This window comes from Algibacter aquimarinus, from assembly GCF_039543265.1.
Taxonomy (GTDB): domain Bacteria; phylum Bacteroidota; class Bacteroidia; order Flavobacteriales; family Flavobacteriaceae; genus Algibacter_B; species Algibacter_B aquimarinus.
In genome coordinates, this window is the sequence record NZ_BAABJK010000006.1 from 163723 (window position 1) to 180273 (window position 16551).

Below are 16551 nucleotides of genomic sequence, written 5' to 3' on the forward strand. Positions count from 1 at the left end.
CTATATTTTTTTTCTAATTCTGCTTAATTGCACCGGTGTAATACCTAAATAAGATGCTATGTGGTACTGAGAAATAACTGCATCAATATTTGGATTTTGTTTTCTCAATTTCAAATACCTATCGGTAGCATTTAATGAAATTGATTCAATTAAACGCTTTTCGTATTTTACAAAAAGAAGTTCTAAAATTTTAGTATATAATGCTTTAAGTTTAGGATTTTTTTCACATAACTCCATAAGCTCATAATAATCTAGCTCATAAAGTTTACATTCTGTTAATGTTTCAAATGCTAGTGAAGAAGGCTTTTTTTTAAGTAATGCTGTTAAAGAACCAACAAAACTTATTGGGGTGTAGAAGGTTTTATTAAATTCTTTACCATTTTCTGTTGAAATGTAACACCGGATTGCACCAGATATTAACATATAAATTTTAGATGGTACTTCTTGCTGTTTTACTAATTGAGTGCCAGATGGAATTTTTTTAAATTCAGATATGCTTTGAAGCTGTTTAAAAGTTTCTTCAGAGATATCTGCAATTGATTTTAAAAATTCAAAATTACTACTCATTTACTACGCAAAACATATTTTTGTAATATTACAAATTATTTAAAATTAATATTTAGTTTATCCGCAACAAGTAAAAAAAATTGTTTACCTGCAATAATGGCAATTAATAATACAAAAAAACCTCAAGCAATAAAGCCTGAGGTTTTATATTGAATACTATTAAGTTCTTTATCTTAGAGTAAACTCTGAACTAGATACTAAATCTTTTGCATTAAAAACATTTACAATATAACGTCCTTTTTCAAAGTTATCTTCTCCTTTTGATGCTACAAACTCACAAATGTTTAAGCTTCCATTTTCATAATTAAACTTACTAATGATGCTATAATTTAAAGTTTTATCTTCAAATTGAACTTGCTCATTTAATCCTAAAGTATTGTTTTTTGGATCAATTACTTGAACATATAATTCTTGATCTCCAGCTTGTACTAAAGCATTTTTAGCTACAGTAAAACAAACTCTAATTTTATCTGTACGACTTGCTCTTTCTGTAGGTATTAATTTTCCAGAAGTTCTTTCTATTACTCCAAATCCTTTTAATCCAACAGTATTTAGTACAGATGCGTTTTCTACAACTTCAGCTAAGGCAGTATTTTGAACCAATAAAGAGTCTGTAAACATAGTACGTTCTTCCAAACGAACACGAGTGCTATCTAGAGAAGTTGCTAAATAAGAATTCTCAACTCTTAAAGAATCATTCTGAGCTAATAATACATCCATTTCTTTTTGTAATGATTGGTATTTGCTTTTATATCTCCATAAACTTTTTACATTAGTTTCAGAAATTTTTAAAGAATCAATTAAACCTTGAATACGTGCTCTTGCTTCTACTAGGTTAGCATTAGCTACATCATTCTCGCTTATAGCTTCATCATATTGTTTAGCCATTGCGTTTAAATCATTCATTACTAAATTCTTTTCTTCTGTAAGTTCTCTTTGTGTGTCGTTACTCTTTTTGTACAAATTCATTGTATAGAAACCTGTACCTAAAAATAATACTAGTGCTATTCCTAAAGCCACTTTAAGTCCCATACTACTTTTGTTGTTTTCCATAATTAATAGTTTTAATGTTTTAAATTCTTAAACTTGTTTTTTTAATACTAATACTTTGTTTTTTTAATGCGGTAAATAAATAATGATGTATTTTTAATTCAAAATTTACTTTAATGGATAAACTAGTTTTATTTAATAATACAACGCGCAATAAATTACTAAACAAACGCTCTGGCGAATCCAAATTTGGAGAACATATTAAAATGTTATCCGGCATTTCCAATATATACGAGCAACTTAAAAGTTTGGATGTTAATTATGTAATTATTGGTTTTCCTGAAGATATTGGTGTATTTGCAAATTATGGTAAAACAGGTACAGCAAAAGCCTGGGACAGCTTTATTAAAGTTTTGTTAAATATTCAAAGTAATGAATTTACCAAAGCAGATAAAGTTTTAATACTAGGTCGTCTTGATTTTACTGAAGAACTAATTCAACTTTCTACATTAGACCAGTCAAAGAAAAAGCATATTCAAAAAACTAGGGCTTTAGTAAAAGAAATTGACACTTACACTACACACATTATTCATCAAATTGTTTTAGCTGGAAAAAAACCTATTGTAATTGGTGGTGGACACAATAATGCTTACGGAAATATTAAAGGTACTTCTTTAGCAAAAGGAGAAACCATAAATGTTGTAAATTTTGATGCTCACTCTGATTTTAGACCCGAAGAAGGTCGACATAGCGGAAATGGTTTCAGTTATGCTTATGCAGAAGGCTTTTTAGAAAAATACTTTGTATTTGGGCTTCATGAAAATTACACTTCAGACAAATTACTTAAAACATTAAAAAAGGTTAAATTTATTAATTACAATACTTTTGAAGCTATTGAAATTAGAAAAGAACTTAAGTTTAAACAAGAAATGCAACGTGCATTAAATCATGTTGAAAGCAAACCCTTTGGTATTGAAATTGATTGTGATGCTATACAGAATATAAAAAGCAGTGCTGAAACGCCAACCGGGTTTAGTTTAAATAAGACAAGGTTATTTTTAAACTTTTTTGCAAAACATGAAAATGCCTCTTATCTGCACATATGCGAAGCTTCACCAACCAAGAAAAGTTCTAAACAAATAGGTAAGCTTCTCACCTACTTAGTAACAGATTTTATAAAAGCTAAATGAACATAAGTATTGTTTCCTTTAAGAATGAATATTCTAAAGATTTTTATAATCTAAATATAGAATGGCTAAAAACTCACTTTTATGTTGAACCTTATGATGAGAAAGTTTTAAGTAAACCCAAAGTATATATTATTGATAAAGGAGGGCATATCTTTTTCGCCATATACAATAATAATGTCGTTGGAACAGTAGCATTAATGTCTGTTGATAATACCAACCTTTTTGAACTCACAAAAATGGCTGTCTCTCCAGAACAACGTGGATTAAAAATTGGACAAAAACTTTTGCAATATTGTATTGATTATGCTAAATCTGTCGGGTTACCTAAACTCATTCTTTACTCAAATACTAAATTAGAAAACGCCATTTACATTTACAGAAAATATGGCTTTATTGAAATGCCAGTTGAGTTAAATTCTCCATACAAAAGAAGTAATATTAAAATGGAGTTGATATTAAATCAACAGAAAAGCCTTTAATAAAAACTCAAAGTTTTTTTATATCTAATTAACTATTCTTTAATACCTTCTAAATCAAAAATAAAGGCATATGTTAAAGCTAGTCTTTTGTAGCGCTCAAAACGTCCAGATGCACCTCCATGTCCAGTTTCCATATTACAATCCATGATAAGTAAATTATCATCTGTTTTTAATTCACGTAACTTAGCTATCCATTTTGCAGGTTCCCAATATTGAACTTGACTATCCCAATAACCTGTAGTAATTAAAATATTTGGATAATCTTTAGCTTCAACATTATCATAAGGTGAATACGATTTCATGTAATCGTAATACTCTTTATTTTTGGGGTTACCCCATTCATCAAATTCAAAAGTAGTTAATGGAATTGATTCATCAAGCATTGTAGATACTACATCAACAAATGGTACTGCAGCAACAACACCATTCCATAAATCTGGCTTCATATTTAATATAGCTCCCATTAACAAACCACCTGCAGATCCACCTTGTGCGTATAACTGACTACTGTTTGTAAATCCCTCATTAACTAAAAACTCTCCCACATCTATAAAATCGGTAAACGTATTTTTCTTTTTTAATAGCTTTCCGTTTTCATACCAATCTCTTCCCATTTCTTGTCCGCCACGAATATGTGCAATGGCATAAACAAAACCGCGGTCCAATAAACTTAAACGTGTTGATCTGAACGTAGGCTCCATACTATTCCCATAAGATCCATAAGCATATAAAAGTAAAGGGTTTTTACCTGTTTTCTCAATCCCTTTTTTATATACTAACGAAATTGGAACTTTTACACCATCTCTAGCTGTTGCATACAAACGTTCTGATACATAATTATCAACAGAAAAACTACTATCAATAACTTCTTCTTGTTTTAATAAGACTTGCTCTTTGGTGTCCATATTATATTCTAAAGTACTGTTTGGTGTAGTAAGTGAGCTATAAAAATAACGTAATGTATTAGTGTCAAAATCTAAATTAGAGGTTGGAGCTGCAACATAAGCAGGATCGTTAAACTTTATATAATGATCATCAGACCCATCCCATTTTATTACTCTTATAGTTCTTAATCCTTCTTTTCGCTCTTCTGCAACTAAATGGTTTTCGAATAAATTCATCCCTTGAAAATACACATCGCTCCTATGCGGAATTACATCAACCCAATTTTCTTTTTCAGTTCTATTTACAGGTGTTTTTACTAACTTAAAATTTTTAGCATTAAGATTGGTACGTATGTAGAAATGGTCTTCAAAATGATCTACACTATACTCTAAATCTTTTTCTCTTGGCTGAATAACTTTCCATTCTCCATCAGGGTTATTGGCATCTAAATATCTAAATTCAGTTGATAACGTTTGAAAACTTCCAATCATTAAATAAGCATCAGATTTTGTTTTGCCAACACCACACCTAAAGGTATCATCTTTTTCTTCATAAACTACAACGTCATCAGACTGATTGGTGCCAATTACATGTTTAACAATTTTATTCTGACGAAGTGTTTGCGGGTCTTTTGTAGTATAAAAAACTGTTTTACCATCATTAGCCCAAGTTGCACTTCCTCCTGTATTACTAAGCTTATCTTTTAATAGTTTGCCTGTTTCTAAATTTTTGAAGTATATGGTATATTGTCTCCTCGAAATGGTATCAATTCCGAAGGCTAACATTTTATTATCAGGACTTACAGATTGACTTCCAAAACCATAATATGAATACGCTTTGGCCATTTCTGGTCCGTTTAACATAATTTCTTCCTTAGCTCCTTCCTCTAGCTTTTTTCTACAATACAACGCATAATCGCCACCTTCTTCAAATCGAGTATAGTATGAATATCCATTATCATTAACTGGAACAGATTGGTCATCCTTTTTAATTCGGTTTACAATTTCGGTATATAAATTTTCTTGTAACTCACTTGTGTGAGCCATAGTCTTATTTAAATAGTCATTTTCCTCATTTAAATAATCTAAAACATCTTGTGTTTGGCTATCTGGAGTTTCAGCATTTTTTTGTTCATCACTTAAACGCATCCAAAAATAATTATCTATTCGAGTATCATCATGAATTGTAAGCTCTTTCGGAACTTTTTTAGCTTCAGGAACTTTTAAGGACAAGTATGCTTTTTCGGTTTGTTCTGATTTACAAGCGAAAAGTAATACTAAAATTATTAAAAAAACAATGTGGAAATTTTTCATAATGACCGGTTTTTAAGAAACCTAAAGGAACAAAAAATAGTTAATAACGTTTTGTTAAAATTTAGGCTTTAGAACCTACTATCCAGATGGTAATTTAAATCATCACAATAATCGGTATTTTTATCACAGAGTATACTTAAAGTTTCTATTAGCAATTGATTTAATTCTTCATTGTTTGGTTTTATTTGATAAGCTAAATTAAACTCTGAATATGCACCAATGATATTATTGGATATTAATCTTTTTTTTCCAGATTTAATTAAAAAAACAAATGCTCTATTATCAATTTTCTCAGCTGCTTTAATCCTTACAATACTTTTTTCATTTGTATATAGAGTAAATTTTTTAGTATAGTTTGTAACTAAAAATATTAAGCTAATAAAGAATATTATACCCCATAAAGTGTATTTATATTTACTTTCTTTAGTATGAGACTTTATTTTAAAAGTCCTAGAATATTCTTGAAATGGAGAAAATGAAGGAATTCGTCCTCTTTTTGAAAAAGGTTTTCTAGGGCGTTTTTTATAAACCCAACTTTGCATTCCGAAACCCATATACCCCATAACGAACCTTTACATTATAAGTCCAGAATGAAGTGTATTTGTTACATAAAATACAAAATATCAGTTGAGATCAAATATTTAATTGTTAACCGCCTTTAGAGAATCAATCTGCTTTTGAAGTTTTTCAATTTCTTCAGCTTTTTTATCAACAGCTGGTATAATATTTATTGAATCTCGCATCGTTTCAGCAATATCAATAACTTTAGTTTCTTCAGCAAAGTAGTATCCAATTTTTTCGCTTGAGCGCCAAGCTTCATTAAGTTGGTCGTAAACCGTTTTATCCCATTGGCTTGGGTGTTTTACGTCTATCCAGACTACATCTCTGTATTCACTATCTATTAAAGCTAAATCTGGTGTTGCAGACCCATCAAAATTATCTGAGCCTTCTCGAATTGCCGAAATTGTTCCTAGAAAAAACATACGTTTTCTCCCTGCAATATCTTTTATATATGGCCTGAATTCTACTGGTTTATTAACAGACCAATCAAATTCCTTACGTGATTCTATGACCTTAAGTGGCATAGCAGAAACACCTGCATATCCTTGCTTTTTTGAGGCATGGTCGTAATAATAAAATGCATTAGTCCCATCAGCAGGAACAAATACGCTATATGTTAAACTGGTACGCTCATCTCCTACTGGCTCTAAGCCAAACCAATGGTATAAGCCACTGTAAGCATCAGAATCTGTATCAGAAAAATCAAAATCGGTAACAAAAGGCTGTTGATTTTGATCGTCTGGCAAGTCTGGTATTTTAACAGCCGTTTTCATATTCCAAGGTAATGGGTCGCTAAATCCTCCCAAAAACTTCAAAGATTCTGCCTGTAAACGCGATACTTTTTCAGCTAGTGTATTTTGACGAGTTAGATATGGATAATTCTTCATTTCATCAGGACTTATATAAGTACCTTTTCCAATAAAAATTCGTTCAATGTAATCGTTAAAATCATGCTCCCCATTATCAATAACCATAACACCTCCAAAGGTTGGGTAAGGAAATAAAAAACCTTTCCATTTTATTAAACTTACTACTTGTACCCATTGCCCTGTATCATTTTTCATATAATAGGTATCACTAGGTTCCATTGTAAACAATTTGAAAAAATTAAATCTTTGCACAACAGCATTATATGTGTTTCTGCTAAACTTTAAAGACTCACCTATTGAGAAAGTAACTGGAATTCTGTTTTCACTTGAAAATCTTGGAAAGGGTGTTGTGCTTGATACAGCAAAAACTTCCTCTGTATTATCAGTCATGCCTTGCCAAACATACTTTTCTGTAGGTTGAATAGCCATGGTCCATTTATTTTCATCGTCAATTCTTACTAAATGTGGAAGTGATACATCTTTGGTTTCACCAACACTTTCATTGGCCATTGAAAAAACATTTCGTAATGGCTGTATACGTTCGTTTTGAGTTAAAGGTAATTCGTTAATTTCAATACGATTTAAGTGATTAAAAACATTGTATGTTTTCATATAATCGTACATCTTAAAATGCCACCCTACAACATATAAAATACCGAAAAAAGCTACGAGTAAACCTAAAATACCTATACGACTTCCTGTGCTTGCAGAGTTTCTGAACTTTCGTAAACCAAAAAACAACACTATACCGCTTAAAAGAATAATAAAAATATACTTTCTTATAAATAATAAAGCAGGTTGATAATCATCTCTAAGTACAAACAGTGTAATTAAAATAATCAACGCAATAATTACAGTTATTATTTTTTGCTTTTTTCCTTTATTCCAATAGTTTTTTAACATATGTAGTACTTTTATTCTTTCCCTTGCTTTTTAGAATCGTTTATAGATAATATCATAGCAAATATCATTAGTATAGGAGTTAATAAGTTTAAAGCACTTATCCACTCAAAATCACTCGTATAATCATAATTAAGTAATTGTAGAATCAATAAAATTGAAAATATTACTATTAAAATATATCTAAATTTATTCTTGCTCATCTTATAACAACCCTTTGTCTTTTAAACGTTCTCTAGCACTTTTTTCTTGAGGTTCTGAATTTTTATCTATCTTGTCTATTTCCTTAGTTTCTGTGGTCTCTTTAGTTTTTAAATCTTCTATAAAATCTTTTCCTTTTTCAATAGTATCACTTACTATGTCTTCTATTGAGTCACTTTTTTCTTCAATTACTTCACCAGATTTAAAGATGAAATTAGCTAAATATGTACCTGCTAATGTTCCAAAAATCATGGATGCAAAAATGGAAATAGTAGCTAAATCAATTGGAATTAAAAAACGTGTTATTACAATACCTATTAAAAACAAAAATCCTATAAAAACTAATCGTAATACAAATGTTTGCTGAAAAACAAAACCCGTTTTATCTTCAGGTTTCATTTGAAGTTCTTTTGAATTTATAATTTTATTAAAAAAACGATACAGTCCGTTTCCGTGAGATTCCCTCCAATACAAGAAAATTCCAAATAGTATGGCGCCAATAAATACGATAAGTTCTAGTGTCATAATCTTTTACTTTGAAGTTAATCTCTATAAAATTAGTCTTTAATTTTTAAATATTGTTACTAATGGTTTCAATTGCCCATTCTTTAAGAGAATCATCCCATGTTTTAAAACTTGTATAAAAATCTTCTTTATCATACCAATACCAAAATAAAATATCTTTTGGAGCTATATTGACTAATAATTTCCAAATTAAATCTTGATGTTTTACATCTAATGATGAATGCGGTTGATGCAGTGCTTCAAAGAGTTTTAAATCAACAATATCAGCTATTTTATATTGGTTGCTAACTTCTAATTTTTCTAAGTAGCGCTCAACACTCATTACTTTTTTACGAGAATTTATATCTAATTTATTTAAATAGCTTTTAAATAAAATAGGGTTGTTTAGTATGTCTTTTATAGTATGTTCTGGCTTTTTTAAGTATTTGGTTATTTCAAACTTCTTAATACGTTCGTAACGTTTAGTATTAACAGCTTTTTCCAAATCGTATTCTATAATAACGTGGTCACGTAATTTATCCATCAATTCGGGTTGCTCAATATGGTAAATTAACACATCATAATTCGTGTCTTTAATAGCTTCTTTATGCCACTTTGTATCCTCAAATATTATAATTGGTGAAATAAAATCTCTTAATAAATAAATACCTCCAAAAGCTTTGGTATAAAATGAACTTACTGAAAAGCTTAAAGCTGGCATTTTTAAATCTCGATGTCTTAAATCGCCATAAGTTTTTGCAGAAGTTAACAGCTCTTGATGTATATTTTCATCTATAAAGTTATTACCCTGATTAAACTTTTCTATGAGCTCTAATTGTTCATTTTGAAGATGGTAGAGGTTATCCATTAAATGAAAATTAATGTGAACTGTATTATATTTCAGCACATCTAAAGGCTCATAAAAAGCATCTATTTTTTGGTCAAAATCAATACAAATAGCAGAATCTCGAGTAATATCGTTTATTTTATCGCCATAGGTTCTGAAAATAAAACGCATCATATCCCTATCAAAACTATGAAATGGGTAGTATACAGGTTTGCCTTTTTGCAAAGGCGAAATAATAATACCATGTGGATTAGCTTCACCGTTATTTAAGTAGCTATTGTTTTTCTTTTCCTCTGCTATCTCAGGACTCCAACCTATACCATCTATGTGAAAGGTTTTTAATTTTGTTTTTGTGAAACCTAGCTTTATCAAGCATTTATTGTAACGTTCAACAAGTTTTCCACTAACTGGAATAAGTTCACTTCTATATAAATTGGCTTGTTTTAGTTTGTCCATTTAATCTAATAACTTATGAATTATAGCATACTGCAACAATACAATTGTTCTAGTATCTACAATTTGTCCATTATTCAACATTTTAGTAGCTTCTTGAAAAGGAATTTCTAATACCTCAATATCTTCATGTTCTGAATCTAAACCACCACCTTCATTCACTTTCATGTCATCAGTATACTCGCCAACAAAAAAATACATCTTTTCGGTCATGACTCCAGGTGACGAGTAAGCTTCAAATACTTTTTTAACACTTTTTAGCCTGTATCCTACTTCTTCTTCTGTTTCCCTAATAACACAAGCCTCTGGATTGTCTTTATCTAACATACCTGCAGCAATTTCAATTAAAAAACCATCTTTATTATCATTCATATAAGTCGGCATTCTAAATTGCTTGGTAAGAATTATCGTTTTCTTTTCTTTATTATAAAGCAAAATTCCAGCACCATCACCTCTATCATAAACCTCTCGCATTTGGTTTACCCATTTTCCGCTTGACATTAAATAATCGAAGGTTACTCGGTTGAGGATATAATAATTATCTGAAAGGAGTTTTTTTTCTATATTTTTAATTTTATTACTACTCATTATCAAATGCTTTTCTAGCTTCGGTTTCTATATTTAATTGATTCACTCTAGCATCTACTTTTCGTTTAAAATCAGTATCTGCAATGGTTGCTACATTATCTAAATAACGAACTACTTCTTGACGACGAATTTCAGAGAAATTTAGACCTTTCATGTTGGCGCGCATCAATTCTTGAAGCATATTAAACTTAGTGTCATAATCTTGTTTAAAATAAATTTCAGGATTTTCAAACCAATCTTCTTCCAAATCAAAATCGGTTAAACGTAAAGAAATAGCAGATTGAATATTACGAACATCACGAGATGAAAAGAATGGAAATACCGTTTGCATATCTTTATACAAATTAGCATAAAATAAATGTTGATTGGTTTTAAACTGTTTTTCAACTTTATCATAAACCTCGTGAACTCTCTGTTCTGTTGGTTTTTCAACATTACTTAAAATATCTCCCATGTTTTTTGCTAAGCCTTGATTTTGTAGATAGCTATAGTTTTCTGGACCTTGCATGTTTACAAAATCTGGCATAGTATCATCTAATTTTCGCCACCAAAGATGATCTTGATCTAGAAAATCATGCTCAGTTCTAGCACCATCTATTTTGAAACGTCCTTGTACACGTGAAATCACTGCTTTGTCGAGCATTTCTGGTAGGTTTGTAAATAATCCGATAGAACTATTGCCATAATTTACAGCATAAGCACCTTCAGTATATCTTAAAAAAACACCAATAACTTCTTTTACACCTGCCGAAACACCTTGAGCCGTTCGCTCTTGTAAATTATTTTCAGCATCATCAATAGGAGCAAAAATTAATTTAGAAGGATCTTGCATCGGTTTCATCCATTCAACCATTTTTTCTGCCGAACCACCTTGAAACGTAGAAATTAGCGTATCTGGCATAGGGTGAAATAAAAATGGAATATCAAGTGTGTCGCAATGCTCTTTTAGTCTTGTAGCAATAGCTGCAATTAACATACTTTTACCTGTTCCTGGAATACCATAGCCCATAAATACAGGCATAAAACCACCTAGTTCTTGAAATGGATTTTTCTTAGCAGTAAAATCGTAACTCAACATACGCTCCGTTAAACGTCGCGCAAAATGCTTAGCATCACGGTTACCAACAATTTGTTCAAACTGGATTTTATTAAACTCAACACTCTTTGCTGTACCTTGAAATACGTTATTCCAACCTGACACTGCAAATTCTGAATTTTCCAGTTTATAAGTTCTATCTTCAATAGTTTCAGTATATTCTAAACTACTTTTTCTTAGCTGAATTTCATCAATTAGAGCCTCAAAATAAACGACCGTAAAATCGATAACATCTTTATCTGATTTGATAATTTCTGGATGTCCTAAATATTTATCATAATAAAACAAAGTACAGGAAATTCCTTTTAAAGGCGATAGTAAAGACACCTCTGGAATACCAGCAAATTTCTGTTTCATGACACTTAAATCATCCGAAGCATGTGGTTTTAAATCGTTTAATATTTTATAAGCTTGAGAAAACAACATAAATGCTGTAGCAGTATGCATTTTACTTTCAAACTCTCGTTTTCCATTATTGTCTAAAGCCGATTTGTTTTCGTTCAATGCCGATAAACCAGATGCATCGTAATAACTATCTTTAATCCAAATACCCAAAGTAATGCCTTCTTGAACTGCATAAAGCGTTTGATTTAAATAGATAGGAATAGCTACAGAGTCTGGTAGTAACCGCTTTTTTAATGCTAATATTGTTTTAGACACAGAAGTAATTTCTGCAGCACTTGACCCATTATTAGCACGAGATAAATACAATAAAATAGATTCTTCTTTTGCATCTTTATCTCTATTTTTAGCTCGAGCACCTTGCTCCCATTGTATGCTTTTTAAGTATGAAGATGCTTCGTCTCGAAGCATATCAAGTTCGGTTAATTTTATTGGGAATGTCGAGTTATGTTCCATGTTTTAAATTTTCAATCTCAGTTGCTTACAGCTTTAAATACTGCTAGCAAACTATTTATTTTTTTAAATCTATTTTTAATTTAGATATTTCAATAGGTGCTTTAGCTAACCTATTCATGATTTCTGGTGTTTTATTGTATAATAATTGAATGATACGATGTGGTGCAAATACATACTTTCGTTTAAAAACATCATCCCATTTTTGCAAAATTTGTTTACTAAAAAAACTTCCTTCTTTAAATTCGCTACCAGATAATACTTCATCAATTTTTAAAGAAATTGCGTAAGATTCTAATGGTACTTCTTTCTTAGCAATAGCATTTAAAATAGTATGAGTTACTTCGTTTTCATCCTTAGCAAAAACATTGTGAATTGGCCCCAAATCAATTCGTTTTATAAGCTTTGGTGACACTTTAGCTAGCTTTCTGTCTATCGTATAAGCCATTGCATCCAAATTCATATCTCTATCTGCTACAGTTTTTAATACCTCATAAATATCATATTTATAATCCTCAATACGATTTCCATCATAATTAAAATACATAAAACAAATAAATGGGCGGTTGTGAGATACATCAAAAAAACTCCAGCTAATTAATAAATCTCCTGCTGAATTTGGGGGCGCATTTAAAATTTTACCTTGTACAAATCGATTGAATATATACTCTTTTTTTACCGAAGAATAGTAAACTATTGATGCCGCTTGAAACAACTTACTCTTTTTTATAGGCTGTTTTTTATGCATCAATGTTTGTAAAAACTCTTCTTTCAGTGAACTTATAGGCGTCAGTTTTCCTAGATATTCCTCCCGTAATTCTAAATCGTTAAATAAATATCTAAACTCTAAATAATTAGGGAATCCAGAATATGTTAAATCCACTTTCATGTTATCCTCCTCGTCATACATATATTTAATACGCATGGCTTCAATGGAATACAGCAGTAAATCACAATATTGCTTAAACAATAATACCTCTTGCTCGTTACATAGGTTTTGTCTTTGTACTGCTACGATGAGTTCCTTAAAGGCAAAATCTATCATTTTATGATAAAAAACGTATTGCTCTTTGGAGTCTAGTATTGCCGAATCTAAAGGTGTTACAATGTGGTTTATGGACATGTTTTAATTAAAATTTGACAATGGAGTACAAACACAAGAAGAAGGTCTAATATTCTCTTTCTTACTTGCAATGAATACAAAATACGTCGTACAACCCCCGCACTTTAATATAAATTTATTGAAATTATTTAATGAGATTACCGCTTTAATCGGAATAACAAAATTATTTTAAGACAACAAATCGTCCTCGCTAGCTTCAGGTTTAGGCTCCCCTGCTGGTTCACCATCATCTCCAGATGGCGCATTAGAATCAGCATTATAGTAATCTTCAAAAATCTCTTTCATATCTATTCCATAACGCTCTGCAAAATTCTTTTGAATCTCACCGTCTTTAGCACGAATTTCCTGTAAAGCCTCAGCATAACTACTATAAACACCTTGCATAACTTTTTCGTGAACTGGAATATTATCCATCATATCTTGTCTTGCCTTAGCACTAGCTGTGTGCATAGAAGCTAAAGTTTCTCCAATATGCTCATCAGTTTTAACACCTAAATGCTCTAAAATAGCCGCAAATTCTTGGTCGGTTCTTGCTTTTAATGCAACTACATAACCATCATAATATTTAAGGCGTTCCTCTGTATCAGATTTTAATTTTGCACGGTGCGTTTGTAAATTACTACGTAAAGACGTTAATACTTTAATAGTTAAATTATGCTTGTGCACAAAACTATCTTTACTTGCAGCCAATGTAGTATAGGCGTTTTTAAGACCTTCTAGTTCTTCTACTTTTTGCTCTAAACCAGTTACTTTACCTATAGCTTCTGCATATTCTGCAGATTGTTTATCGGCAATATCTTCCAACTCTTGGCGCGCTTGTTTTAATAAGGCATATTGTTCTTCTAATTTAGCTTCAACTTCTTTCTTTTTCTCTAAAGCTTTTGTGTGATTTTTTGAAGCTTCAACAATAGCGTCTTTTAATTTTTCTTCAACTTCTTTTATTTCTACTTCACGATTTTTTAGACGTGTAACTGCAGCTTGAGATTTATAAGATAACTCGCTTAAAAGCGTTTGTACATCAGCACTTTCAATACGCTCTTGAAACATAGCTTTTGCTTTGTTATCTGCTCCCGCTCTAACTTTCTCGGCTGATTTTAATTCGTCTTCTGCTTTTTTAATTTTGCTTTTACGTCCCCAAAGGTTATTCCACCAAGTGTCTGGTTTTGCCTGAGCATCTTCTAATTCAATTTTGGCACGTTCTAAAGCTTTTTGGGCATCATCAATAACTTTTTGTTCGGTAGGATTTAGAGCAGAGAATTTCTCGAAAATAATTCCAACTTCATCTTGATAATCCGTTAAGTCTTTAATGGCATCTAAAAGGGTTGTTCTATCCTTTTCTGCCATATGCACAACATCATCTAAAGTCGCATTTAATATTTTCTGACGCATTTCAGGGTCATCCTCTTGAGACAATTTAGATTTCATAGTATCAATGGCTTTACCCCAATTGACATCTACTTTTTCGGTTTTTTCGTTTGAATTGGTTTCTAATAAATCAAAATCGTCTGACATGTTTATAAATTAAATTAAGATTGAACAAATTTTTGGATAAGCAATTTCGTTAAAAAATATGATTTCTAAAAGTAAATAAGTACTTACTTTACATATTTTATTTTTACCTTATAGCTACACATATTGGTATTATACATTAAATAAATGTTACAAAAAATCTGTAAGTATTTTATTTTTTATCTTTAAACAAATTCTATAAAAATGAAAAAACTATTTTACTACTTATTTCTAATAACCATTTTAATTTCTAGTTGTAAAAATGATAAAACTGCTGATTCGACAGAAAATTCGACTAACTCTGAATCTGAAAAAAGGTTAGAAATAAAGCCAATATCTCATGCCACTATGGTTTTAAACTATGGTAACGAAACCATTTATGTAGATCCAACTGGTGGGAAATTAGCCTTCAAAAATCAAAAAAAACCTACTATTGTATTAATTACAGATATTCACGGCGATCATTATAACTTAAAAACACTAAAAGAAATAGATTTAAATGGTACAATAATAGTTGCGCCAACTGCTGTAATTGATAAATTTCCAGAAGATTTTAAACCTATGTTTAAAGTATTAAACAACGGAGAATCTTCAGTTATTAAAGATATTTCCATCGAAGCAGTTCCTATGTATAATTTAAGAGAGGAAGCACTCAAATTTCATTCAAAAGGAAGGGGAAATGGCTATGTTTTAACTCTTGATAATGAGCGGATATACATCTCTGGTGATACAGAAGATATACCAGAAATGAGAGCTTTAAAAAATATAGATAAAGCTTTTGTTTGCATGAATTTACCGTATACAATGACTGTTGAAAGTGCTGCTGATGCCGTATTAGAGTTTAAACCAAAACAAGTATATCCTTATCATTATAGAGGAACGGGTGGACTAAGTGACATAAGAAAATTTGCAAATATTGTTAACAAAGCTGACTTAGAAATTGAGGTTGTACAACTTAATTGGTATCCAAACCTTTAATACGTTTCTTGTTCTTTCTTAAATGAAAATATAGTATATTTGGTAAGCTAAAAATCTAACTTAAAGTACTAAAATGCCCCTAAACCAAATTTCATTTTTTACGCATAAGATTTCCCTAATTGAACAATCTGACATTGTCACTATGCTTACTATTGTAGTGGTGTTTTTTGCTGTTTTATTACTTTTGGGTATTAGAAAATCCTATAAGCTCAAAAAAGAGAACGAACGTTTGGATGCCATAAATAAAAAAATTGCAGAGGAAGAAGAAAAGCCCTATCAAGATTTTACAGATGGGCATATGTATGGCGGAAATTGAATAATCCATTTAAAAATAATACAATGAGGGTTAAACCTTATGAAACCATAGTATATGTTCTGGACGTTTATTTAAATCATTAAAACCTACTAATATGAATTTTTCATTAACATCAACCTTGGTTTATCAAAACATCCAAGAGCAGTTACAAACATTTGAAGATGCTGATAATTTGAGTAAATTAATCAGTATCCTAACTATAGGTTTTATTACATTATTAGTATTATTAACTTTAAGCCTAATAAAATCGAATAAACAAAAAAAGAGAATTAAAAACTTAGAAGGTCAATTAAAATTAAAATAATAACAAAAGCCTGCAAATGCAGG

Annotated in this window: 16 protein-coding genes; 5 read left to right on the plus strand and 11 right to left on the minus strand. The window is 30.5% G+C overall.

Features of this window, described 5'->3' with window-relative positions:
• The gene (locus tag ABD939_RS09875) at positions 1 to 567 is read right to left on the minus strand and encodes a Crp/Fnr family transcriptional regulator (RefSeq protein WP_345167807.1); all 567 of its coding nucleotides are present in this window, start codon (positions 565 to 567) and stop codon (positions 1 to 3) included.
• A 168-nt stretch (positions 568 to 735) separates the two neighbouring features.
• A complete protein-coding gene (locus ABD939_RS09880) occupies positions 736 to 1620 on the minus strand; it encodes a chromosome partitioning protein ParA (protein WP_345167809.1) in 885 nt (294 codons plus the stop codon).
• A gap of 113 nt (positions 1621 to 1733) precedes the next feature.
• Between ABD939_RS09880 and ABD939_RS09885 the strand changes: the two genes are divergently transcribed.
• On the plus strand, positions 1734 to 2747 hold the full coding sequence (locus ABD939_RS09885) for a formimidoylglutamase (protein WP_345167812.1): 1014 nt from the start codon (positions 1734 to 1736) through the stop codon (positions 2745 to 2747).
• Positions 2744 to 3226, plus strand: a complete 483-nt coding sequence (locus tag ABD939_RS09890; protein WP_345167815.1) for a GNAT family N-acetyltransferase — start codon at positions 2744 to 2746, stop codon at positions 3224 to 3226. The genes ABD939_RS09885 and ABD939_RS09890 overlap by 4 nt, the downstream gene beginning before the upstream one ends.
• Before the next feature lie 32 nt (positions 3227 to 3258).
• On the opposite strand, the gene ABD939_RS09895 is transcribed toward ABD939_RS09890, so the two are convergent.
• The 9 genes from ABD939_RS09895 to ABD939_RS09935 all read right to left on the minus strand — a co-directional run bounded on the left by ABD939_RS09895 (position 3259) and on the right by ABD939_RS09935 (position 14933).
• Positions 3259 to 5424: a S9 family peptidase gene (locus ABD939_RS09895; protein ID WP_345167818.1), complete on the minus strand. Its 2166-nt coding sequence runs from the start codon at positions 5422 to 5424 to the stop codon at positions 3259 to 3261.
• A 68-nt stretch (positions 5425 to 5492) separates the two neighbouring features.
• On the minus strand, positions 5493 to 5987 hold the full coding sequence (locus ABD939_RS09900) for a hypothetical protein (protein WP_345167820.1): 495 nt from the start codon (positions 5985 to 5987) through the stop codon (positions 5493 to 5495).
• Between the two features lie 78 nt (positions 5988 to 6065).
• The gene (locus tag ABD939_RS09905; protein WP_345167822.1) at positions 6066 to 7757 is read right to left on the minus strand and encodes a hypothetical protein; all 1692 of its coding nucleotides are present in this window, start codon (positions 7755 to 7757) and stop codon (positions 6066 to 6068) included.
• A 201-nt stretch (positions 7758 to 7958) separates the two neighbouring features.
• On the minus strand, positions 7959 to 8480 hold the full coding sequence (locus tag ABD939_RS09910; RefSeq protein ID WP_345167825.1) for a hypothetical protein: 522 nt from the start codon (positions 8478 to 8480) through the stop codon (positions 7959 to 7961).
• Positions 8481 to 8526: 46 nt separating this feature from the next.
• Positions 8527 to 9762 (minus strand): DUF6638 family protein, encoded by a 1236-nt coding sequence (locus ABD939_RS09915; protein ID WP_345167828.1) that lies wholly within the window; start codon positions 9760 to 9762, stop codon positions 8527 to 8529.
• Positions 9763 to 10347, minus strand: a complete 585-nt coding sequence (locus ABD939_RS09920; RefSeq protein WP_345167831.1) for an NUDIX domain-containing protein — start codon at positions 10345 to 10347, stop codon at positions 9763 to 9765.
• A complete protein-coding gene (locus ABD939_RS09925; protein WP_345167833.1) occupies positions 10340 to 12301 on the minus strand; it encodes an AAA family ATPase in 1962 nt (653 codons plus the stop codon). Before ABD939_RS09925 ends, ABD939_RS09920 begins: the two co-directional genes overlap by 8 nt.
• Positions 12302 to 12356: 55 nt before the next feature.
• Positions 12357 to 13421: a hypothetical protein gene (locus ABD939_RS09930; protein ID WP_345167836.1), complete on the minus strand. Its 1065-nt coding sequence runs from the start codon at positions 13419 to 13421 to the stop codon at positions 12357 to 12359.
• Between the two features lie 168 nt (positions 13422 to 13589).
• Positions 13590 to 14933 (minus strand): microtubule-binding protein, encoded by a 1344-nt coding sequence (locus ABD939_RS09935; protein ID WP_345167839.1) that lies wholly within the window; start codon positions 14931 to 14933, stop codon positions 13590 to 13592.
• A 201-nt stretch (positions 14934 to 15134) separates the two neighbouring features.
• On the opposite strand from ABD939_RS09935, the gene ABD939_RS09940 reads away from it, so the two are divergent.
• The 3 genes from ABD939_RS09940 to ABD939_RS09950 all read left to right on the plus strand — a co-directional run bounded on the left by ABD939_RS09940 (position 15135) and on the right by ABD939_RS09950 (position 16528).
• Complete coding sequence (locus ABD939_RS09940; protein ID WP_345167841.1) at positions 15135 to 15908, plus strand: MBL fold metallo-hydrolase; 774 nt, start codon at positions 15135 to 15137, stop codon at positions 15906 to 15908.
• Positions 15909 to 16050: 142 nt separating this feature from the next.
• Positions 16051 to 16224, plus strand: a complete 174-nt coding sequence (locus ABD939_RS09945) for a hypothetical protein (protein ID WP_345167843.1) — start codon at positions 16051 to 16053, stop codon at positions 16222 to 16224.
• 94 nt (positions 16225 to 16318) lie between these two features.
• Positions 16319 to 16528, plus strand: coding sequence for a hypothetical protein (locus ABD939_RS09950; protein WP_345167844.1), 210 nt, complete (start codon positions 16319 to 16321; stop codon positions 16526 to 16528).
• The last annotated feature ends 23 nt before the right edge of the window (positions 16529 to 16551 follow it).